The organism is Acinetobacter sp. YH01025 (genome assembly GCF_013420185.1).
In the GTDB taxonomy this organism is placed as follows: Bacteria; Pseudomonadota; Gammaproteobacteria; order Pseudomonadales; family Moraxellaceae; genus Acinetobacter; species Acinetobacter indicus.
The window spans coordinates 169751-190812 of the sequence record NZ_VOYR01000005.1; the positions used below are offsets into that span (position 1 = coordinate 169751).

Annotated in this window: 16 protein-coding genes and 1 rRNA gene; 6 read left to right on the forward strand and 11 right to left on the reverse strand. The window is 49.2% G+C overall.

Features of this window, described 5'->3' with window-relative positions:
• Window positions 1-8 precede the first annotated feature (8 nt).
• From parC to FTT89_RS07575, 5 genes are all read right to left on the reverse strand, one after another.
• Entirely contained in the window at window positions 9-2228 is a 2220-nt protein-coding gene (gene parC, locus FTT89_RS07555) for a DNA topoisomerase IV subunit A (protein WP_016659721.1), read from the reverse strand.
• A 257-nt stretch (window positions 2229-2485) separates the two neighbouring features.
• A complete protein-coding gene (locus FTT89_RS07560) occupies window positions 2486-3805 on the reverse strand; it encodes an MFS transporter (protein ID WP_005181520.1) in 1320 nt (439 codons plus the stop codon).
• 144 nt (window positions 3806-3949) lie between these two features.
• Window positions 3950-4594, reverse strand: coding sequence for a trimeric intracellular cation channel family protein (locus tag FTT89_RS07565; RefSeq protein ID WP_005181518.1), 645 nt, complete (start codon window positions 4592-4594; stop codon window positions 3950-3952).
• A 63-nt stretch (window positions 4595-4657) separates the two neighbouring features.
• Window positions 4658-5125, reverse strand: a complete 468-nt coding sequence (locus FTT89_RS07570) for a YchJ family protein (protein WP_160241715.1) — start codon at window positions 5123-5125, stop codon at window positions 4658-4660.
• A 79-nt stretch (window positions 5126-5204) separates the two neighbouring features.
• Entirely contained in the window at window positions 5205-6782 is a 1578-nt protein-coding gene (locus FTT89_RS07575; RefSeq protein ID WP_075167841.1) for a TerC family protein, read from the reverse strand.
• 336 nt (window positions 6783-7118) lie between these two features.
• On the opposite strand from FTT89_RS07575, the gene FTT89_RS07580 reads away from it, so the two are divergent.
• Window positions 7119-7739: a TIGR00730 family Rossman fold protein gene (locus FTT89_RS07580; protein ID WP_104470536.1), complete on the forward strand. Its 621-nt coding sequence runs from the start codon at window positions 7119-7121 to the stop codon at window positions 7737-7739.
• 78 nt (window positions 7740-7817) lie between these two features.
• Here FTT89_RS07580 and FTT89_RS07585 read toward each other — a convergent pair whose 3' ends face one another.
• A complete protein-coding gene (locus FTT89_RS07585) occupies window positions 7818-8783 on the reverse strand; it encodes a hypothetical protein (protein ID WP_016659723.1) in 966 nt (321 codons plus the stop codon).
• 160 nt (window positions 8784-8943) lie between these two features.
• On the reverse strand, window positions 8944-10758 hold the full coding sequence (locus FTT89_RS07590) for a choice-of-anchor I family protein (protein WP_168370309.1): 1815 nt from the start codon (window positions 10756-10758) through the stop codon (window positions 8944-8946).
• A gap of 176 nt (window positions 10759-10934) precedes the next feature.
• On the opposite strand from FTT89_RS07590, the gene mdtD reads away from it, so the two are divergent.
• The 5 genes from mdtD to FTT89_RS07615 all read left to right on the forward strand — a co-directional run bounded on the left by mdtD (window position 10935) and on the right by FTT89_RS07615 (window position 16137).
• Entirely contained in the window at window positions 10935-12326 is a 1392-nt protein-coding gene (gene mdtD / locus FTT89_RS07595; RefSeq protein WP_168370308.1) for a multidrug transporter subunit MdtD, read from the forward strand.
• A gap of 75 nt (window positions 12327-12401) precedes the next feature.
• On the forward strand, window positions 12402-13187 hold the full coding sequence (locus FTT89_RS07600; protein ID WP_168370307.1) for a GH25 family lysozyme: 786 nt from the start codon (window positions 12402-12404) through the stop codon (window positions 13185-13187).
• A 49-nt stretch (window positions 13188-13236) separates the two neighbouring features.
• The gene (locus FTT89_RS07605) at window positions 13237-14250 is read left to right on the forward strand and encodes an MBL fold metallo-hydrolase (protein WP_168370306.1); all 1014 of its coding nucleotides are present in this window, start codon (window positions 13237-13239) and stop codon (window positions 14248-14250) included.
• 9 nt (window positions 14251-14259) lie between these two features.
• Complete coding sequence (gene dinB, locus FTT89_RS07610) at window positions 14260-15315, forward strand: DNA polymerase IV (protein WP_180006913.1); 1056 nt, start codon at window positions 14260-14262, stop codon at window positions 15313-15315.
• A 468-nt stretch (window positions 15316-15783) separates the two neighbouring features.
• The gene (locus tag FTT89_RS07615) at window positions 15784-16137 is read left to right on the forward strand and encodes a RidA family protein (protein WP_168370304.1); all 354 of its coding nucleotides are present in this window, start codon (window positions 15784-15786) and stop codon (window positions 16135-16137) included.
• A gap of 38 nt (window positions 16138-16175) precedes the next feature.
• Here the strand turns inward: FTT89_RS07615 and FTT89_RS07620 are convergent, their stop codons facing one another.
• From FTT89_RS07620 to rrf, 4 genes are all read right to left on the reverse strand, one after another.
• Window positions 16176-16709: a DUF2726 domain-containing protein gene (locus tag FTT89_RS07620; protein ID WP_005181471.1), complete on the reverse strand. Its 534-nt coding sequence runs from the start codon at window positions 16707-16709 to the stop codon at window positions 16176-16178.
• Between the two features lie 313 nt (window positions 16710-17022).
• Window positions 17023-19422, reverse strand: a complete 2400-nt coding sequence (locus FTT89_RS07625; protein WP_168370303.1) for a YgiQ family radical SAM protein — start codon at window positions 19420-19422, stop codon at window positions 17023-17025.
• Window positions 19423-19540: 118 nt separating this feature from the next.
• The gene (locus tag FTT89_RS07630) at window positions 19541-20770 is read right to left on the reverse strand and encodes an MFS transporter (RefSeq protein ID WP_168370302.1); all 1230 of its coding nucleotides are present in this window, start codon (window positions 20768-20770) and stop codon (window positions 19541-19543) included.
• A gap of 186 nt (window positions 20771-20956) precedes the next feature.
• Window positions 20957-21062, reverse strand: a 5S ribosomal RNA gene (rrf, locus tag FTT89_RS07635); the annotation flags it as partial.

Genomic DNA, 21062 nt, shown 5'->3' on the forward strand with positions numbered 1-21062 from the left:
CGCTAGTCTTATCTCTGAATCAACAGTTTATTTGCTTTTTGATATCCCCGTGGTAAAAGCTGTCCCTTAGTTCCTCTCTTACCGATATACTTCTGCAAGTCATCACCTTTTAATTTTAACTGCTGTTGTCCTGCAAACACTTGAATTATTTCATCTAAATTTAGCATTGTCATGGATACAATCTGATCTTTCGGTTCAAGTTGTATCAATTTATTACCTTTACCTTTGTTCAGCACCGGTAATTCTGCCAGATCAACAATCAGTAAACGGCCGGCAGAACTGAGTAGCGCAACATGACTGAACTGCTCAATAGTTTGCAGATTCATCACGCTGGCGCCTTCAGACAGGCTCAGGAAAGCCTTACCGGCTTTGGCATTGGTATCCAGCTGTTTGGCTTGGGTTTTAAAGCCATAACCTTTGCTGCTCATGACCAGAATTTCAGCCTGATCTTCTGCCACAAACACCTGTTTAAAGCCGACCCCGCTGGCCGGTGATAAACGTGAACTGAGCGGTTCACCCAAACCACGCGCCGATGGCAGGCTGTTAATGGCCACACCATAACTGCGTCCAGTGTCATCCAGCACATAGGCACGCTGGTTGGATTTGCCTTGGGCGTGACTTAAATACTGGTCACCAGCGCGGAAATTCAGGTTTTCGGCATCGACATCATGGCCTTTGGCACAGCGAATCCAGCCAGCTTCAGACAGCACCACGGTTACCGGATCAGCCGGCAGCATGTCCTGTTCATTAATGGCAGTGGCTTCAGCGCGCTGCACGATTGGTGAACGGCGGTCATCACCAAACTTTTTGGCGTCGTCTTTTAACTCCGTAATAATCAGGTTTTTTAATGATTCCGGATTGGCCAACTGTTCACGAATTGTGGCAGCTTTGGCCTCGAGTTCTTCCTGTTCGCGACGGATTTCCATTTCTTCCAGTCGGGCCAGATGGCGCAACTTGAGTTCCAAAATGGCTTCAGCCTGAATCTCATCAATACCAAAGTGCGCCATCAGCTCTGCTTTGGGATGATCTTCTTCGCGGATAATGCGGATCACGGTATCAATGTCTAAATAGGCAATCAGCAAGCCGGCCAGAATATGCAGGCGTTTTTCAATCTTGTTCAGATGATATTGCAGGCGGCGTGTGACGGTATGTTTACGAATCTCGATCCATTCCAATAAAATCTGGCGAATCGATTTCACCTGTGGACGACCATCGGCACCAATCATGTTCATGTTGACCCGATAGCTCGATTCCAGATCGGTGGTTGCAAACAGATGGCTCATCACTGCATCGGCATCAATCCGGTTGGAACGCAGCACAATCACCAGACGGGTCGGATTTTTATGGTCCGACTCATCCCGTACATCGGTCACCAGTGGTAGCTTTTTGGCCTGCATCTGGTCAGCAATCTGGGTAATGACTTTTGAGCCAGAGACCTGATACGGTAAATCACTGATAACAATTTCATTTTTTTCAATGGTATACACCGCACGCATGCGATAACTGCCGCGTCCAGTGGTCTGAATCTTTAACAGTTCATCTGGCGGGGTAATTACTTCAGCCCGGGTCGGTAAATCCGGGCCAGGAATATATTCTGCAACCTTGCTATCGCTTAAATTCGGATTACGGATCAGGGCGATGGTGCCTTTAATGATTTCACGCAAGTTGTGCGGCGGAATATCGGTGGCCATACCCACGGCAATGCCGGTGGTGCCATTGAGCAGGATATTTGGAACCCGTGCCGGCAAGGTCACTGGCTCTTTTAGGGAACCATCAAAGTTGTCCTGCCAGTCGCAGGTGCCCTGACCGAGTTCAGACAGTAACAGGTCACTATATGCGGATAATTTGGCTTCGGTATAACGCATTGCGGCAAAGGATTTTGGATCATCCGGTGAACCCCAGTTGCCCTGCCCTTCAATAAATGGATAACGATAGCTAAACGGCTGCGCCATTAACACCATCGCTTCATAACAGGCCGAGTCACCATGCGGATGGTACTTACCCAGCACATCACCGACCGTACGTGCAGATTTCTTTGGTTTACTGCTTGGCTTGAGACCCAGCTCGCTCATGGCATAGACGATACGGCGCTGTACCGGTTTCAGGCCATCGCTGATATGAGGCAATGCACGGTCCATAATCACGTACATGGCATAGCTGAGATATGCTTGTTCAGTAAATTCTGCTACGGAACGGTTTTCTGTCGCATGATGCGCGAGGCTTGTCATAACAACCTGTAATCCTAAATTAATGCGTTATAGTTTTGACGTTCTTATGCTATGCCGCAGCCGCGGCCAGCACAAGGGTAGCCGATCACACTCTGCGACAATTTATGTCTTATGGCGTAAAAATATCCATTTTAGGCGCGTCAATCAACTGAAAAATACACAAGTCTGACTGCACGTTGAAAAACATATTCCAGAAATAAAAAAGATGCGCCGGCACAATAGCCAGCGCATCTTGCATTGTCTGTATGAGCGGCTGCTTATAAACCAATCGACTCCAGGGTCTTGCCGCGGGTTTCCTCACCCAGCAGCACAATCACCAGTGCCACGGCCAGCAGCACCGCGGTAAACATCATAAATACATAGCTAAAGCCGTTGTGCATCACCATCATCTGGGTCACCACCAAAGGCGCAACAATACCGCCCATACGGCCCACCGCCGAAGCCCAGCCGGAACCAAAGGCACGGATATTGGTTGGATACTGTTCCGGCGTATAGGTATACAGCACACCCCAGGCGCCTAGGTTAAAGAAGGACATCAGGCAACCCCAGAACACGATCATGCCGACGCTGCTGGCCTGTCCAAAGAAGTAGGCTGATACCGCACACAGCCCAATAAAGCCGGCCAGTGTGGCTTTGCGGCCAAGTTTTTCTACCAGCCAGGCCGCCGCAATATAACCCGGCAACTGCGCCAGAATCATGATCAGCACATATTCAAAGGACTGCACAATAGTATAGCCTTCCTTGACCAGCAGACTTGGCAGCCAGGTAAAAATGCCATAATAGGAATAGACAATGCCGAACCAGATCAGCCACAGCATGAGGGTACGACGCGCAAATGGCCCCGACCACAGCTGGGCAAAAGAAATATTCTGTTTGGCGGCCACCGGCTTCACTTCCAGCTGTTCAATCACCTCGACACCGCAGCGGCGTTCCAGACTTTGTACTAGTTTGTGCGCTTCTTCGACCCGGCCGCGGTTAATCAAATACGGCACCGATTCCGGTACTTTTTTCCAGATGACCCAGGCATAGAGCGCCGGCAAACCACCAATTAAAAAGGCCATATGCCAGTCAAAGGTCGGAATCACAAAATAAGACACCAGCGCCGCACAGAGCCAGCCCAGCCCCCAGAAGCTTTCCAGCAGCACAATAAAACGGCCCCGCACATGCGCCGGAATATATTCACTGACCAAAGTCACCGCAACCGGCAACTGCCCGCCCAGCCCTAAACCGACAATAAAGCGGAAAAACAGTAACCAGCTTAAATTTGGGGCAAAGGCACAGGCCGCTGTGGCCAGGCTATAAATCACCAGGGTCGTGGCAAATACGGTTTTACGCCCAATCCGGTCGGCCAACCCGCCGGAGAACACCGCACCAATGGCCATGCCAACAAAACCAATTGACACCACCCAGCCTTTTTCTGCCGGGCTCATTTGCCAGTCTTCCGCCATTTTGGCCAGAATAAAGGAGATTAAACCGGTATCCATGGCATCAAACATCCAGCCCAGTCCGATGACCCATAGCAAGGTATAGTGGAACTTACCAATCGGTAAGCGTTGTACACGAGAAACTAGATCCATAATAAACGCTCTGACAGGGTGGAGAGGAAAACGCGGATGGCGCGCCTGGTTATTGTTATGACAACAGCAATCAGCTTTGATTTTAAAGACAATGACCGCTATCTGGATAGCGGTCATGCCGTTTAATTTATAGGAGATTTGTGGCTAGGAGGCATCTTTGGATGAGGCCGACTGCTCATCATCATCCTTATAAATGAATTTTGGCATTTCCAGACCAAAATAGATCGCAATTAAACGTAAGGTAAAACCAAAAATCAGCGTGGCGATAACAGTTAGTTCTAGCGACAGGCCAATTTCAATACAGACCCAATAGCAGATCACCGACACAAAAGAGATACTGGCATACAGCTCACGGCGGAACACCAGCGGCACATCATTACACAGAATATCACGCAGAATCCCGCCCGAGACGCCGGTCAGCACACCGGCCACCGCCGACACCACAAAACCGTGGCCCATTTCCAGCGCAATCTGGCAGCCAATAATGGTAAAGCCAATCAGGCCCAAGGCATCCAGCACCAGGAAGATGGAACGCAGATGGCGCATCCATTTGGCAATTAAAATGGTGACAAAGGCTGCCGCGCAGGTCAGGACCAGATATTCCGGATGCTTGACCCAGGTTAAAGGATAATGGCCCAGCAATACATCACGTACCGAGCCGCCGCCCAGTGCGGTGACACAGGCAATCAGGGTCACCCCGAACCAGTCCATGCTTCGCCGTCCTGCCGACAATGCACCTGTCATTGCTTCTGCAGTAATGGCAATAATATAAATGACCAACAGCAACATGAACTGCCCTTCTTTCACTAGGGGAATTGATGCGCGTTATCATAAGCGAAAATACGGCAAATGTTATAAAAATTGCGCACAACATTGCTTAAATTTCTTGCCCGAACCGCAGATACAGGGCTGTTTCATGGTAATCTGCTGATCGGTGGTCGGATCAAGAAAATACCACGCACCCTGATGTTTGACGAAATGCGATACTTCATGATGTATCTGCGGCTGGTTGCCATCATGATAATAGGCCTTGAATTCGACCTGGGCATGGCTTTTGTCCAGCTTTTCCTGAGCACTTACGATTTCCAGTTTTAACCACTGGTTGGCGCTGCTCCAGTCCCGAATAGCGGCCACATCCAGAGCCTGCTGCTGACCAAGTGCGGTGGTTTTGACAATATAATCAATCTGCTGCAAGGCAAAGGCACTATAGCGTGAACGCATTAGCTGAGCGGCAGTTTGGGCCTGCTGCTGACCTAAATGCAAAGGCTGGCAACAACTGTGATAAAACCCAGCGCCACAAGGACAAGGCTGTTCTGACATAAATTTTTTCCAAAAAAATAGCCTGACAATGCAGGCTATTTTAACGGAACTGAATCGGAAAACAGGAATATTCTGAGTGCTACTCGGCTGGCGGCTGTGGCAGCACATGCACCTTCTCGATTTTATGCCCGTCCATGGTGACCACTTCAAAAATATGATCATCAGCCAGCAGACGTTGGCCATTTTCCGGCAAACGGCCGAGATGGAACAGGATATAACCCGACAGGGTCGAATATTCTTCCAGCTCATTGACCAGATCACGACCGAGCAATAACGAGACATGGCGGATATCAGTCGAGCCATCCAGCATCAGGCTGCCATCTTCCAGGGTTTCTGCAACCGCGTCGAGGGTATCTTCATCCGGGAATTCACCGGCAATGGCTTCCAGTACATCAATCGGGGTGACCACACCTTCAATCGAGCCATATTCATTCAGTACAATTGCCATTTGCAGCGGCGCCTGACGCAGCTGTTCCATCACCATCAACACCTGTGCATTTTCATGCACAATCACCGGTTCGCGCAGATGTTTTTCAAAATTCAGTACGCCGGTTTCAATAAATTCATTCATAACCTTATGGGTCAGCACCACCCCGGCAATATTGTCCAGCTCGCCATGCACCACAATTAAACGTGAATGCGAGGTATTCATCAGCTGGGCCTGAATGCTGTCCTGGTCTTCATCTAAATCCAGCCATTCCAGTTCCGGTCGCGGGGTCATCACCGATTTTACCGGACGCTCGGCCAGACTGAGTACGCCCTGCACCATCACGGTATGGTAAACGCTGTTCTCTTCGGCAAAGACTTCATCGGCAAAAGCACGTGTCGCCAGCACTTCTTCCGGACTTGGATGCTCCGGTTCCGGCCCGTTCGGTTTGCCGCCGAGCATCCGCATCACCGCAGAAGCGGTACGATAACGCAGGTCGGTGGTGGTGACCATTTTTTCCTGATTTTTGCGCATGGCCTGGTTCAGGAACTCGATCATCACCGAGAAACCAATCGCGGCATATAAATAGCCTTTTGGAATGTGATAACCAAAACCTTCCACCACCAGCGAGAAACCGATCATCATCAGGAAGCACAGGCACAGAATCACCACAGTTGGATGTTTGTTGACAAAATCCATCAGCGGTTTAGAGGCCCAAAGCATAATACCGATGGCAATGGTCACCGCGATCATCATCACCGACAGCTCTTTGACCATGCCGACCGCGGTAATCACACTGTCGAGCGAGAACACCGCATCCAGCACCACAATCTGCACAATCACCATCCAGAAAGTGGCGTGTACCGGATTTTCTTCTTTCAGCTGCGGCTTGCCTTCAATACGTTCACGCAGCTCCATGGTGCCTTTAAACAGCAGGAACACCCCACCAAACAGCAAGATCAGATCACGACCCGAAAACGGATGATCAAAAATATGGAACAGCGGATTGGTCAGGGTGACCACCCAAGCAATTGAAGCCAGCAGAATCAGGCGCATGCCTAAAGCCAGAATCAGCCCGACCACCCGCGCGGCATTACGCTGTTCTGGCGGCAATTTTTCAGCCAGAATGGCAATAAACACCAGGTTATCAATACCCAGCACAATTTCCAGAATAATCAGGGTCAGCAAACCCACCCATGCGGCTGGATCAGACATCCATTCAAAAATCATGGGCGATGCTCCACGAGTATCGTTTTGGCTGTGCGACAGCCAAGGCCGGCTGTTTCAAAACCTGGGGAATGAAAGGGAAAAGAAAAGAGATTAAAAGCGGCTGTTGTTGTATGGTGCAATAGTGTCCACTACCCATGACGGTTCTATTGTTGTCAAACACGATTTCAGTATAGAAAAGATTGGCGCCAGAATCACTCTTTTTTTGGCCTGGTCACGGTTGTGCTGCATGCTTTAACAATTCTTTGCAATCACACTGCACGGCGCTGGCATTGTTTGTCATATTTTTTGCATAAGCTAGAGCAGACAAAAAGAACATGTTAAGGTGAAACAAGAATCATGAATAGCGTAGTAAAAATGACTGATAATTTAAAACATCCTTCTCCTAAAACAACACAACCTTTAATTGCTTTATATTGCGGCTCACGTTCTGGAAATAAACCGGTCTATCAGGAAAAGGCCGTGGCACTGGCACGCCGTCTGGCGGAAAATGGCTTTGGTCTGGTCTATGGCGGCGCCAGTATCGGTTTAATGGGCCAGGTCGCCGATGCCGTGGTTGATCACGGTGGTGAAACTGTAGGCGTGATTCCGGAATTTATGCTGGATTATGAAATTGCCCATCATCGTCTGACCGAGTTGCATATTGTACACAGCATGCATGAGCGTAAAGCCCTCATGGCCGAACGTGCCAGCGCCTTTGTGGCCTTGCCGGGCGGACTGGGTACCTTTGAAGAAATTCTGGAAATTGCCACCTGGGGCCAATTGAACCAGCATCAAAAACCGATGATGCTGTATAACGTCAATGGCTTCTATGATGCGCTGATTGCCCAGCTTGACCATGCCGTAGCCGAAGGCTTCCTGCCGCCGCAGCACCGCGCCAAGCTGATTGTCTGCAATCATGCCGATGAAATCCTGACTGCCTTGCATAATCTGGATGCCCCACAGCACGTTGCCATTTAAAGCGCTTGAACCCAAAAGTCCAGAAAGAAAAAAGCGAGCCGAAGCTCGCTTTTTTTGTACTTGATGTTCAGTCCATGCTTAGCCTGAAATCAGGTTATAGAACCATGGCAAAGTGGTCGCCAGGAATACCGACATGGCCAGACCAAACATCAGTTTCATCGCATCTTTGCTGACATTGCGTGAGGTACGGTATTTGCTGACCCCGTTCACAATCATTGAGATGGCAAATTCACGACCGGCCAACAGACCCAGGAATACCCAGGTGGTACTCATCGGGATATTGCTCCACTCTTTGAAAATCAGCAGGATCATTGCATAGATAAAGTCCACGATGGTCGCAGCACGTACATCGGTAACATCGGTTTTGGTATCGACAATCTTCTGGATGGCACCACCACGCTGGTACAGAATAACCCCCAGCAAGATCACAAAGACCGTAATGGCAAACATCAGGAATTCAAACGGTACCTGACGCGGCACATACACGAAGATGTTGGCCAGATCCTGAATCAGCCACTGGCTCCACAGGAAACCGGTAGATAACCATTGTAGAATCACCCATTTGGTCGAATGTTCCTGATCTTTGGTCTGGTTAAAGTACACCGTCATTTTGTTGGCCACAAAACGATAGATGATCAGCGCCGCCAGGAAGGCCACGGCATAGCCCATCATGGATTTGACCATCATCGAGCCCAAGCTCGCAGGAGAGAAGATGGTCAACACCAGGAAGGTGGTACTGACCGGAATACCATATTTGGTCAGTAGCAACAGTAAAACCGGCGGCACAATATACAGCCAGGTAATTCCGCCTTCAGGGAACGGAATGGTTTCCAGTCGCCCATAAGAGGCATCACCGACGCCCGATGCATACCAGCCATAGACCAAGACCACAACCAGGATACTGCTGATATACACCCACAGTACCCACCAAGGACGATGGGAGTTAGAAGAAATAAAAGTCCCTAAGGTTTGAGGTACATCATTTCCGACAATAGAATAGGCCGCCAAACAGAAGCCGATTACCATTAAAAGTTCAATTGTCATAAGAACAAAGCCTATGTTCAAAAAGGGAACACCACCCCCAATTGGGCTGGCATTAGCTTAAAATGATGACAATACTATTTCAGTTCTATGACATTTTAGTGACAATGAAAATTTAAAATAAAAAAAGAGCACCGTAGTGCCCTTTCTCTTTTTGGCTCACTTATTTCAGATTCAGCTGATATACCGCGGTGCTGCCGCTGACTTCATTACCCACCACCAGTAATGGCTGGCCATTTGGTGAGTCCTTTGCCGCAATAAAGACCAGACCTTCCGGGCCTAAATCGCCAGCCTGACCCAGCTCAATTTGTTCAGTGCTCGCGTTCATCTCACGGCTATTCAGATACTGCACAAAACTTGGTGCAGATGGAGTCGATACATCATAGACCATCACCCCGCCAGCACGTTCCAGACCAATAAAGGCAAAGGTTTTGCTGCCAATCTGGCCCAGCGTCACGCCTTCAGGTTCAGGGCCTTTGTTGTCACTGCGGTTATCCATGCCTGCTTCTTCATGGTTGGCATTGAAAATTTCCGGATGATGCTCGGCAATGTACTGCTCAAAATCATCCCCTGAATCCCAGACCCGTTCCAGACCGTTTTGCGCGCTATTTTCTGTCCAGATACTGACCGAGCGTGCACCAAAACTATAAAGATGGTCATATACCAGATTGCCGCGTTCATTCAGCTTTGGCGTACCATCGGCATTTTTCTGGTAGCCTTCAGTCCAGGTAATATTCAGACGACCCAGCAGATGATCTTTACGGCAGTCACCGGCATTGCCTGCCGTGGCACCGCAGTAACCAAAATTATCCGGATTCAGCTCGGCACCTTTGGCCAGCTGGCTTAAGTGCGCCGGTAAATCATCGCCTAAACGGCGGGAAAAGCCATCGGCATGTACCAGATGTTTCACTCGCCATTCTTCAACAAAACCTTTGCTGGTGTCGTTATTAAAATATTCTGGTGTGTCTTCGCCCCAGGCGCGCGCATCGCCTTCATTGGCGGTCACGATATAGGTTTTGCCGGCCACATCAAAGCTGGCAATTGCATCTGGCATATACAGACCGCGCACATTGGCCCAGGTCTGGATCTTAATACTGCCCGTTCCATCAACACCATCGGCATCGCTGACATCCATGCCATTGCCGTCCAGACCATGGTCTTTAAAGCCCAATGGATACACCGCCAGTACTTTGGCATTGACCACATCAATTTTGGCCAGCGCATTGTTTTCCTGCAATGCAGCCCAAGCCGTTTTGCCATCTTGCGATACCGTAATATATTCCGGTTCAAAATCCTGCGCCGCGGTCGCATTTGGCCCGAAAATACGCACGCCCTGGGCACGCAGCGCCGCTTCCTGTCCATTAAAGGCTTTAAAGTCTGCAGTGCGGACCACAGGCGCTGTTAAATTACTCAGCTGAATCACGGAAATTGAACCTTCCGGATCAACCTGATAATCATCAGATGGCTCACCTTCATTGGCCACCAGCAGGGTTTGACCATCCGGGCTAAAAGTCAGCATATCCGGTAAGGCACCGACCTGCACATGCGCCAGTTTGCTCAGATCTTTGGCCTGATACAGCGCCACATAACCCGGATCGGTTTTGACGGCAGCCTGAATCGCAATTGCCACAATACCGTTATGCACCGCGACACTGTTTACTTCCGCGCCTTCAGCAATATCATGGACCTGAATCTCGGCAATTTTAACCGGCTGATTTGGCTGGCTTAAATCGAGTACATCCAGCACCCCGGCCTGCGCATTGACCACAAACAGGCGTTTGCTGGCGGCATCATAGGCCGGAATTTCTGCGGCACTTTCTGCAAAAATGCCCGACTGATAGGCCCCAATTTTGCTCAGTTCAATGGTATTGGGGGTTGGATCGACCGGTGCAGGACTGACCTGATCATCATCACTGTTACACGCTGCCATCCCCACGGCCAACATGGCCACCCAAAGTGATTTCAATTTTAATTTCATAGGTTTAATTTGATAGTGTTTAGAATATGAACAATTTATAAACATCCGGTTGCAGTGCCATGACGTTTTGATTGCAGTTTTCTGACAGGGTCAGGCCGTCACGCGGCAACGCTTTAGATACGACATCCGCGCCAGATTGTTTTACACTAGGCAAAATTCCACCATGCCCGCTAATTATGACTGCCACGCCAACCCATCAAGCCCTGCAACCCGAATTCAGATTGTTAGTGCTCTTGGTGTCGATTGGCTTTTTTATGCAGGGCCTGGATACCACCATCATCAACACCGCGTTGCCGGCCATTGCCAAGAATTTGCAGGAAGATCCGCTGCGAATGCACAGCGTGGTGGTGGCCTATGTATTGTCAGTGGCGGCCTGTATTCCCTTGAGTGGCTGGCTGGCCGACCGTTTTGGCGTGCGCAACACCTATTTTTCCGCCATTGTGATTTTCACCCTGGCCTCCATTGGCTGTGCCTATGCCAGCAGCCTGAATGAACTGCTGTTTTACCGGGTACTGCAAGGCATTGGCGGTGCGTTCTTATTGCCAGTTGGTCGTCTGGCGATGCTAAAAATCATTCCCCGCACCCAGTTTTTATCGGCCATGAGCCTGATGAGTCTGGCCGGTCTAATCGGCCCCTTAATTGGACCTACTTTGGGCGGCTGGCTGGTCGAAGTGGCCTCATGGCACTGGATTTTTCTAATCAATCTGCCGATTGGCATTTTAGGGGTCTTGATTACCTTTAAAGCCATGCCAAACATCACCGAGCCGAGCGTGCCGCAATTTGATTTCTGGGGATTTATCCTGTTATTGATTGCCATGGTCGGGCTGTCACTGGGCATTGAAAACGTGGCTAGTCCGCTGTACTCGCTGTGGTGGAGCATTGCGCTGGTCCTGCTGGGTCTGCTGAGTGCCGGCCTGTATGCCTATCATGCGCATACCCATCAGAATGCCCTGTTTCGCAGCAAGCTGTTCCGGCACCGGATTTATGCAATCGGGATTCTTGGGAACTCGATTGCCCGGCTGGCCGGCAATTCAATTCCCTTTTTACTGCCGCTGATGCTGCAACTGGCCTTTGGCTTTGAGCCCTTTGTGACCGGCCTGATGATGATTCCGACCGTACTCGGTTCGCTGGCCTCAAAACCGATTATCCGCCAACTGATTCAGCGCTTTGGTTATCGTCAGGTGCTCATCACCAATACCTTGCTGGTCGGGGCCTGTATCGCCAGTTTTGCCCTGACCACGGCCGACACCCCCATCTGGCTACGTGCGCTGCATTTCTTTATTTTTGGTCTGCTTAATTCACTGCAGTTTGTGTCCATGAACACCCTGACCCTAAAAGATTTGCCGCAGCAAGATGCCAGCAGCGGCAACAGTTTCCTGTCGATGATCATGATGCTGTCCATGAGTATTGGCGTGGCCTTGGCCGGAACGCTGGTCAACCTGTTTAGTGCCTATTGGGGACCGGAACAGGTGGTCGCAGCCTTCCATGCCAGCCTGATCTGTCTGGGCAGTATCAACCTGCTGGCTGCAATGATTTTCTGGAAAATTCCGAAAAACACCCCGGTCTAAAGCCGCGTGGAATGCTAGCCGCCGTGCAGCCTTCGCGTTATGATCAAAATTGAATCCTGAAGATCTGCCTTGCCTATGTCTGCACGCCCTGCCCGCCGTTCTGTCCAGCCCCTGACCTATGCTGCGGTTGCCATCTGCGGCATGGTGCTAATGGCAGCCTTGCTGTATTGGGGCGTGCTGCATACCCGGCCGGTCACCGCACAGGACTATCCGATTCAGGGCTTTGATGTTTCGCATCATCAGCAGCAGATTGACTGGCACAGGATTTCACCGGAAAAATACCGTTTCGTCTATTTAAAAGCCACCGAAGGCGGCGATTTTAAAGACCGTAAATTTCAGGACAACTGGCTGGCCGCGCATGAACAGGGCTTTCTGGTCGGCGCCTATCATTTTTATCGGCTGTGTCGTAATGGTCAGGTGCAGGCGCAGAATTTTATTGACAGTGTCCCGAAACAGGCCAACAGCTTGCCGCCGGTGATTGATCTGGAATACGACAGCAACTGTATCAACACCTATACCCAGGAACAGTTACTGCATGAAATTGGGTTGATGCATGACGCGCTGCAACAGCACTATGGCAAACAGCCGATTTTTTACATTTCCAGGAATTTTTATAATATTGTACTGGTCAATCAGTTCCCGCAGGTGCCACTGTGGGTACGCGAATATCAGGGCAAACCGGACTTAAGCGGCAACCCGGACTGGCTGTTCTGGCAATATAGCAATCGCGGCCAGATTACCGGCATTGCCACCCCGGTCGATCTGAATGCCTTTTATGGCGATGAACAGGACTGGCAACAGTTTCTGAAGGCCAACCAAATTGTGGAACCATCTAAAAATAGCATGGATACAATCCCTTAATACTCATACCAACAAGATAAAAATAAAAGCTGACAGGGATATTGTGCGAATGACACTGAAATACAAAATTTTGTCAGGTCTGCTTGGCCTGATGTTACTGCTGATTGCACTCATCATCTATATACTGCAGCCCTCCGGCAAAGTGCAGGATTTCCAGCCATGGCTGTATCAGCCGGCAGCAACCGCACCAGCGGGCTACACGGTCAAATTCTTTGGTGTATCGACCTTACTGTTTGATGATGGCCAGCAACAGCTGTTGATTGATGGCTTCTTTAGCCGGCCGAGTCTGAGTCAGCTGATGTTTGGTCAAATTAACAGCCAGCCAATCGTAATTGAACATGCGATTGAGCTCCATCAATTGCAACGAACGCAAGCCATTCTGGTGACACACTCGCATTATGACCATGCGCTGGATATCCCTCTACTTGGCCAATTGCTGCCGCAGGCTAAAATTATTGGTTCCCGAAGCACGCTGAATATTGCCCGTGGTGCTCACTTGCCCGAAAGCCAGTTACAGCAGCTGGTACCTTTACAACCGATGCAGATTGGCAACTTTACTGTCACCGCTTTCCCGTCCCAGCATACTCCGCCAACTGCAGTGAATAATGATCTAGGTGAGGAAATCCAGCAGCCACTGAGCCTGCCGGCACGGTTTTCGGAGTTTAAAGAAGGCCATAGCTTTGACTATCTGATTGAATATGAAGGTCATAAAAGTCTGGTCAAGGCCAGCACCGGTTTTATTCCCGAACAGCTCAAACAGCTACAGGTCGATCATCTGTTTCTGGGCATTGCCCAGCTGTCCAGGCAACCGGAACAGTATCAGCAGCAGTATCTGGCAGAAACCTTGCAGCACCTAAAACCCAAGGTGCTGATTCCCATCCATTGGGATGATTTTTTCCAGCCGCCAGAACAGCCGCTACAGTTTTTACCACATCTGGCCGATAATACCCCGAAGAGTCTGAATACCGTGATCAAGGCCGCAGCACAACAACAGACCCAAGTGCTGCTGCTCGATCAACCGTATGCTTATCCGCTAATGACAGCCACGGATGTCGCGCGTTAAGATGGTGCCATGAGAAAAATCATTCATATTGATATGGATGCGTTCTATGCCTCGGTCGAGCTAAAAGAGCGTCCAGAGTTACAACATCTGCCGGTGGTGGTGGCATCACATCATCCGCGTGCAGTGATTGTGGCCGCGTCCTACCCGGCGCGGGTGTTTGGGCTGCGCTCGGCCATGTCAATGAGTCAGGGCCGGAAACTGTGCCCGCAGGTGATTGTACTGGAACCGAATTTCCAGAAGTACCGGGAAGTGTCGGCACAAATCCATCAAATTTTTCAAAAATATACTGCAATCATTGAACCGCTGTCGCTCGATGAAGCCTATCTGGATGTTACCGAAAACCTGCCGCAGCTCCCCAGTGCCACGGAAGTGGCGATGCGCATCCGCGAAGATATTTTTCAGACCACCGGCCTGACTGCATCTGCCGGTGTGGCACCCAATAAATTCCTGGCCAAAATTGCCTCGGACTGGCATAAACCAAATGGCCTCTGCGTGATCAAGCCTTCGCAGGTGCAGACCTTTATTCAGGATTTACCCTTAAAGAAAATTCCGGGCGTGGGCAAGGTCATGCAGGAAAAGCTGAAGGCCTTGGGTCTGGAAACCTTGGGCGATCTGCAACAGGTCGAAGAAGGCCTGCTGATTCAACGTTTTGGTAAATATGGCAAACGCCTGTTTTTATATGCGCAAGGCATTGATGAGCGCCCCGTTCAGGCCGAACGCAAACGCCAGCAGATTTCCAAAGAAATCACCTTTGATGATGATTATGTCCTCAGCCAATGCACGCCCTACTGGCCACAGCTGCTGCAACAGGTCTGGGCCAGTCTGGAAAAAAAGCAGCTCTGTGCCCGCGGCGTGTCAGTCAAACTGAAACTGAAAAACTTTCAGGTGTTACAGCACAGCAAAAGCTTTCAGCATATTTTTACTCATCCGCAGCAGCTGGCACAGGCGTTACAGCTATTAATTGAGGAAATGCATATTTCGCCCCAAGAAAAGTTCCGGTTAATTGGCGTGGGAGTTTATCAACTGTCCTCACCAGCCCAGCAGCCACAGCTCAGCCTACTTTAGGCTTAAAATTGTGCAGGAATTGATCAAAAGAATAAAAATGATACAAAATGCGCTTCACAATGGGCAAAATTAGAGTAATCTATCTGCGCAATACATTTATCCATGTATGTGCTGAGATGCTGAAAATCACCTTTACTTTCAGCATGCTGTCCTGTGATTGGCGTGATGATCTATCCGAATATTACAGGACAACTCTGACGTTCCCATGGATGGCTGTATCGTCTCCCGCCTTGCTGTAACCTGCTTCTTTTTATCTGATTTTCTATCGCATTATCCCGATCTATTCCCTTCAGATCACCGGCTTTTTGCGTCCTAAAATTCCCATTTTTCAAATCAAAATCGCCACAAGATTGATGGATTTCTGTACCAACTCCGGCAGCGCTGGTGTTCTGTACTGGCGCTTCATGGCAATATAGTCACATTGCCAGAGCAGCCGAGGTGCTGCTTGCCCATCTACAGGATTTTGTTATGACCGTACAACGTTTACATGTCGCACAGCGCTATTCAGAAATTGCCATTTCAGGCCATCTGGTGCATTTGGCCGGCCAGCTGGCAGAAGACACCAGCCTGGATATTCGCGGTCAGACCCGCCAGACCCTTGAGATAATTGACCGTTTACTGGCTGAAGCCGGCACCGATAAAAGTCATATCATGTCAGTCATGATTTTCTTAAAAGATATCGAGCAAGACTATGCAGCCATGAATGAAATCTGGGATGCCTGGGTCGCCGATATTGAAGCGCTGCCCCGCACCTGTGTGGAAGCCAAGCTGTATCAGCCCGAAGTCCTGGTTGAAATGGCTGTGGTCGCGGTTAAACCATAAAAATTTGAGATAAAAAGCATCTGTTTAGATGCTTTTTTTCAACCCAACGCGCCCATTCTGCGCGCTGAGGCCGGATAGAACGCCAATTTCTTTTTTGGCAGATCAAGCGCCTCCAGATTTTCAGCGCCTTCCAGTAACCCAAATTCTTCACGCAACTGCTGATATTCCGGCACCTGATCAAAGCTGATTACGGTATAACCGGCCATCCGCAGCAATTCATTCTGATACTGAATATGCTGACGTTTTAAGGTCAGGGTATCATCCAGGGTAATCACGGCCAGTACCTGATAAGCATCATCCAGCACCACAAAGTCCGCCACCATATTGCGGTATTTATTGCGGGTACGCGGCAGTTTGGTGGTCAGTAGCGCATCAAAAGACACATGGGTCAGCACGGTATGGGTCGGTAAAATTTCTTTCAGCCGAGTATAGGTCAGCTGCTCATTCAAACTGAAAATAGCGCGGCGTTTCAGGGTACTGTCGGTCTGGCGTTTGGCCTGAATGGCATGCCTGGCTGCCATGATCAGCAACCCTGCCAGAATAAGACTTGCGAGAATAATATAAACAGTCATGAGGTTAATCCTTTAATACTCTATTCTTATAATTTATTCGGTATCTCACCGATTATTTTTCAAATACAAGTATAACGTTTTGCTTATTATAAATAGGTTAAATTTAAGAAACTTAAACCAATGCTGACGAAAGATGCATAAACACTGACAGTCTGTTGCAGAGCAAGTTTCCAGGAAAAACCATCTCCTTGTTTTTCCTCAAGCTAATGTATACCAACTTTTATGAGCTTCACAATTCTTTTCAAACCGATTGTCTGACAAATCCGACAAAATGTGAACCAGAAAAAGGACGCACTTGGCGTCCTTTCCTGATTTAAGCACGAGATTTTGGCTTAGACTTACCTTTGGCCTTTGCACCGCCAAATGGACGTTTTTCGCCGGTTTCACGTGGAGGCAAACCGGTATGCTGGGTCAACATCTGGCCTTTTTTCGGACGATTCGACTGACCCTGATTTTGCCCTTGGCCACGGTTGCCAGGCTGACCGGTACGTTTCTGTGAATCTCCGGCCTGGGTCGAGTTTTTCTTACGCGCTGACTGGTACTGCCCTTCCATACCTTGCGGCTGATAGGTTGGAATCAGATGCTGCTTGGAATTGCCAATCAAATCGGCACGGCCCATCTCTTTTAAAGCCTCACGTAACAATGGCCAGTTGTTTGGATCATGGTAACGCAAGAAGGCTTTGTGCAGACGACGACGTTTCTCTCCTTTCACAATATCGACATCTTCGGTATAACGCGCCACTTTGGCCAGCGGGTTTTTACCGGTGTAATACATGGTGGTGGCGGTGGCCATTGGCGATGGATAGAAGGTCTGTACCTGATCGGCACGGAAACCATTCTTTTTCAGCCAGATCGCCAGGTTCATCATGTCGTAGTCGGTGGTGCCCGGATGCGCCGCGATGAAATACGGAATCAGATACTGTTCCTTGCCGGCTTCCTTACTGAAACGGTCAAACATTTGCTTGAAGCGGTCATAGGTACCAATACCCGGTTTCATCATCTTCGATAACGGACCTTTTTCGGTATGTTCTGGTGCAATCTTCAGATAACCCCCAACGTGGTGGGTCACCAGTTCACGCACATATTCCGGATTCAGTACCGCCAGGTCATAACGCAGACCGGAACCAATCAAAATCTTTTTAATGCCTTTAATCGCACGTGCTTTACGGTATAGCTGGGTCAGTGGTGCATGATCGGTATGCAGGTTCTGACACACGCCTGGGAATACACAGGACGGCTTACGGCAGTTCTTTTCAATTTCCGGATCTTTACAGTGCAAGCGGTACATGTTAGCGGTTGGACCACCTAAGTCCGAGATAATCCCGGTAAAGCCCGGTGCGGTATCACGGATTTTTTCCACTTCACGTAGAATCGACTCTTCCGAACGGTTCTGGATGATACGGCCTTCGTGTTCGGTAATCGAACAGAACGTACAGCCCCCAAAACAGCCACGCATGATGTTCACCGAGAACTTGATCATGTCGAACGCCGGGAAACGTGCATCGCCATAAGCTGGATGTGGCAGACGTGCATATGGCAGGTCAAACACATAATCCATTTCTTCAGTGGTCAATGGAATTGGTGGTGGATTAATCCAGACATCACGCTCGCCGTGTTTTTGCACCAAAGCACGTGCGTTGCCCGGGTTAGTTTCCAAATGCAGAATACGGTTGGCATGTGCATATAGCACCGGATCATTAGCCACGTCTTCAAAAGATGGCAAACGAATAACCGCCAGTTCACGTGGTGGCAGTTTATGCTTAATGGCTTTTGAGGCCGGTTGCAGCTGAACAATCTGCGTATCGGCATCCAGGTTGTCGCCTTCACGGACAATCGGATTGGCCACCATTTCTTTTTGGAAATTCTGGTACTGGCTTAAGCTGTTACCCTTTTCTTTTTCAACTTCACAGCCATCAATATCTTCGGTCATCACATAGGGGTTGATGATCGGATCGACACGGCCAATGGTATCGACATCATTGGAGGCGATTTCGACAAACTTGGCTTTGGCCGCACGGTTATGTTTATTGATGATAAAGGCAGTACCGCGCACATCGGTGATATCGGTAATTTTTTCGCCTTTGGCCAGACGGTGCATCACTTCAATAATGGAACGCTCGCCATTACCGTACATCAATAAATCGGCTTTTGAATCCATCAGAATTGAACGACGGACTTTATCTGACCAGTAATCATAATGCGCAATACGACGCAGTGAACCTTCGATCCCGCCAAGCAACACCGGCACATCCGGGAAGGCTTCACGACAGCGCTGACAATACACGGTTGCAGCACGGTCTGGACGTTTGTTCGGGACATTGTCTGGTGAATAGGCATCATCCGAGCGGATTTTGCGGTCCGCGGTATAACGGTTGATCATCGAGTCCATATTGCCGGCGGTGACGCCCCAGGCAATATTCGGTTTACCTAAGGCACGAAAGGCCTCGACATTGGTCCAGTCAGGCTGCGCGATAATTCCGACCCGGAAACCTTGCGCTTCCAGCACACGGCCAATAATACCGGATACAAAAGATGGATGATCAATATAGGCATCGCCGCAGACCAGAATAAAGTCACAGCTATCCCAGCCGAGTTGGTCCATTTCCTCGCGTGACATCGGCAAAAATGGCGCGGGTTCAAAACATGACGCCCAATATTTGTCGTAATCAAACAACGCTTTCGGCGCGGTTTGAGCGGTATAAGCAGTAGACATGGCTAGCAATTCTCGGCTGGCAGATGGAAGATCAGAAAAGATCGAAAGATGAAAGCCGAGTATTTTAGCATGAATTCCAAGTGGCTTGCTTGATTATAATTTATACAAAATCAAGTTTTTAATTTTTAATCTGTGCCGTGGGTGCAGTGCTGCTTAATTTTTTCAGATATAGGGTCAGGATCAGGCCCAACAACAGCAGACTTGCGATAAAGATCAATAAACCAGGCCAGTCCCAGCGCTCCCAGATCAGACCGCTACCACTACCAAGCACGCTCGAGCCCAAGTAATAGCAAAACAGATATAAGGATGAACCTACCGCCCGATACTGTAATGATTGCACCGTCACCCAACTGCTACAAAGAGAATGTGCTGCAAAAAAAGCAAAGGTAAAAATCAGCAGCCCGACTAACACGACCGCCAGCTGATTCAGTAACATTAGCGCCAGACTGGCCCACATCACCAGCAGCATCAACGGTAACACTTTTTCCCGGCCAAACTTTTGTCCCCACTGTGCTGCCCGTGGTGAACTGTAAATTCCAGCCAGATAGGCCACAGAAATCAGCCCGATCCAGGTTTGTGGCAAAGCAAAAGGCGCATCCAGCAGATGATAGCTCATGTAGTTAAATACCGAGACAAAGCATCCCATTAGAATAAAGCCCTGAAGAAACAGAATTCTTAATTTTGGATCGGCCAGATTTTTGGCAAAGGCCTGTTTAAAACGCGACAATTGAATTGGATAGGACTGGAAATTCCGGGAATTGGGCAACAGCCAGTAAAACAGAATCGCAATCGCCAGGTTAATCACACCAATGATTAAAGTTGCATATTGCCAGGAAATAAAATCCACCAGGACTCCGGCAATTAAACGGCCACTCATGCCACCAATTGCGGTGCCGGAAATATATAAGCCCATGGCAAAGCCCACATCTTTGGCCGCAATTTCTTCGCCAATATAGGTCATTGCCACCGCGGCAACACCGCTCACCGCCATGCCAATCAGGACACGGGTGCTGAGAAAAAATGACCACTGTGGCAATAAGGCACTGGCAATTAACAGCAAGGCTGCAGAAAACAATGCCACGACCATAATCAGTTTACGCCCGACCCGATCTGAAATCAGGCCGGTAAATAATAGAGCGGCGGCCAAAGCAAAGGTCGAAAAAGATAAGGGAAAACTACTTTGGGTCGGACTGACCTGAAAGAACTGGGCCAGAATCGGCATCATCGGTTGAACACAGTACAAGGCAGAAAAGGAGGCAAAACCGGCCAAAAACAAAGAGAGAAGAATGGCCTTAAACTGAGGAGAATCGTGCTCAATTTGCTGAGTCTGGCTTTGGGAATCTGACATATACACTCCAATTATGTTATGAGTATACGCCGGTTCCGGTTAAATGGGAGGCTTCAATTTCAACCGATTAAAAGCTTATTTAAACGGAGAGAAGAACCCTCGATAAATTCCACTTTCTTAAGCACATAAATTTTCTGCATAAAAAAATCCCCCTGCTATTTAAGATCGGGGGATTTTGAATTAATGAGCTGGCGATGACTTACTCTCACATGGGTAACCCCACACTACCATCAGCGCTAAGAGGTTTCACTTCTGAGTTCGGGAAGGGATCAGGTGGTTCACTCTTGCTATT

Coding starts and splice junctions, on each gene's coding strand:
- dinB (WP_180006913.1), top strand. CDS start 14,260: ATGAGAAAAATCATTCATATTGATATGGATGCGTTCTATGCCTCGGTC.
- FTT89_RS07630 (WP_168370302.1), bottom strand. CDS start 20,770: ATGTCAGATTCCCAAAGCCAGACTCAGCAAATTGAGCACGATTCTCCT.
- mdtD (WP_168370308.1), top strand. CDS start 10,935: ATGACTGCCACGCCAACCCATCAAGCCCTGCAACCCGAATTCAGATTG.
- FTT89_RS07575 (WP_075167841.1), bottom strand. CDS start 6,782: ATGATTTTTGAATGGATGTCTGATCCAGCCGCATGGGTGGGTTTGCTG.
- FTT89_RS07570 (WP_160241715.1), bottom strand. CDS start 5,125: ATGTCAGAACAGCCTTGTCCTTGTGGCGCTGGGTTTTATCACAGTTGT.
- FTT89_RS07605 (WP_168370306.1), top strand. CDS start 13,237: ATGACACTGAAATACAAAATTTTGTCAGGTCTGCTTGGCCTGATGTTA.
- FTT89_RS07615 (WP_168370304.1), top strand. CDS start 15,784: ATGACCGTACAACGTTTACATGTCGCACAGCGCTATTCAGAAATTGCC.
- FTT89_RS07590 (WP_168370309.1), bottom strand. CDS start 10,758: ATGAAATTAAAATTGAAATCACTTTGGGTGGCCATGTTGGCCGTGGGG.
- FTT89_RS07580 (WP_104470536.1), top strand. CDS start 7,119: ATGAATAGCGTAGTAAAAATGACTGATAATTTAAAACATCCTTCTCCT.
- parC (WP_016659721.1), bottom strand. CDS start 2,228: ATGACAAGCCTCGCGCATCATGCGACAGAAAACCGTTCCGTAGCAGAA.
- FTT89_RS07620 (WP_005181471.1), bottom strand. CDS start 16,709: ATGACTGTTTATATTATTCTCGCAAGTCTTATTCTGGCAGGGTTGCTG.
- FTT89_RS07560 (WP_005181520.1), bottom strand. CDS start 3,805: ATGGATCTAGTTTCTCGTGTACAACGCTTACCGATTGGTAAGTTCCAC.
- FTT89_RS07565 (WP_005181518.1), bottom strand. CDS start 4,594: ATGTTGCTGTTGGTCATTTATATTATTGCCATTACTGCAGAAGCAATG.
- FTT89_RS07600 (WP_168370307.1), top strand. CDS start 12,402: ATGTCTGCACGCCCTGCCCGCCGTTCTGTCCAGCCCCTGACCTATGCT.
- FTT89_RS07585 (WP_016659723.1), bottom strand. CDS start 8,783: ATGACAATTGAACTTTTAATGGTAATCGGCTTCTGTTTGGCGGCCTAT.
- FTT89_RS07625 (WP_168370303.1), bottom strand. CDS start 19,422: ATGTCTACTGCTTATACCGCTCAAACCGCGCCGAAAGCGTTGTTTGAT.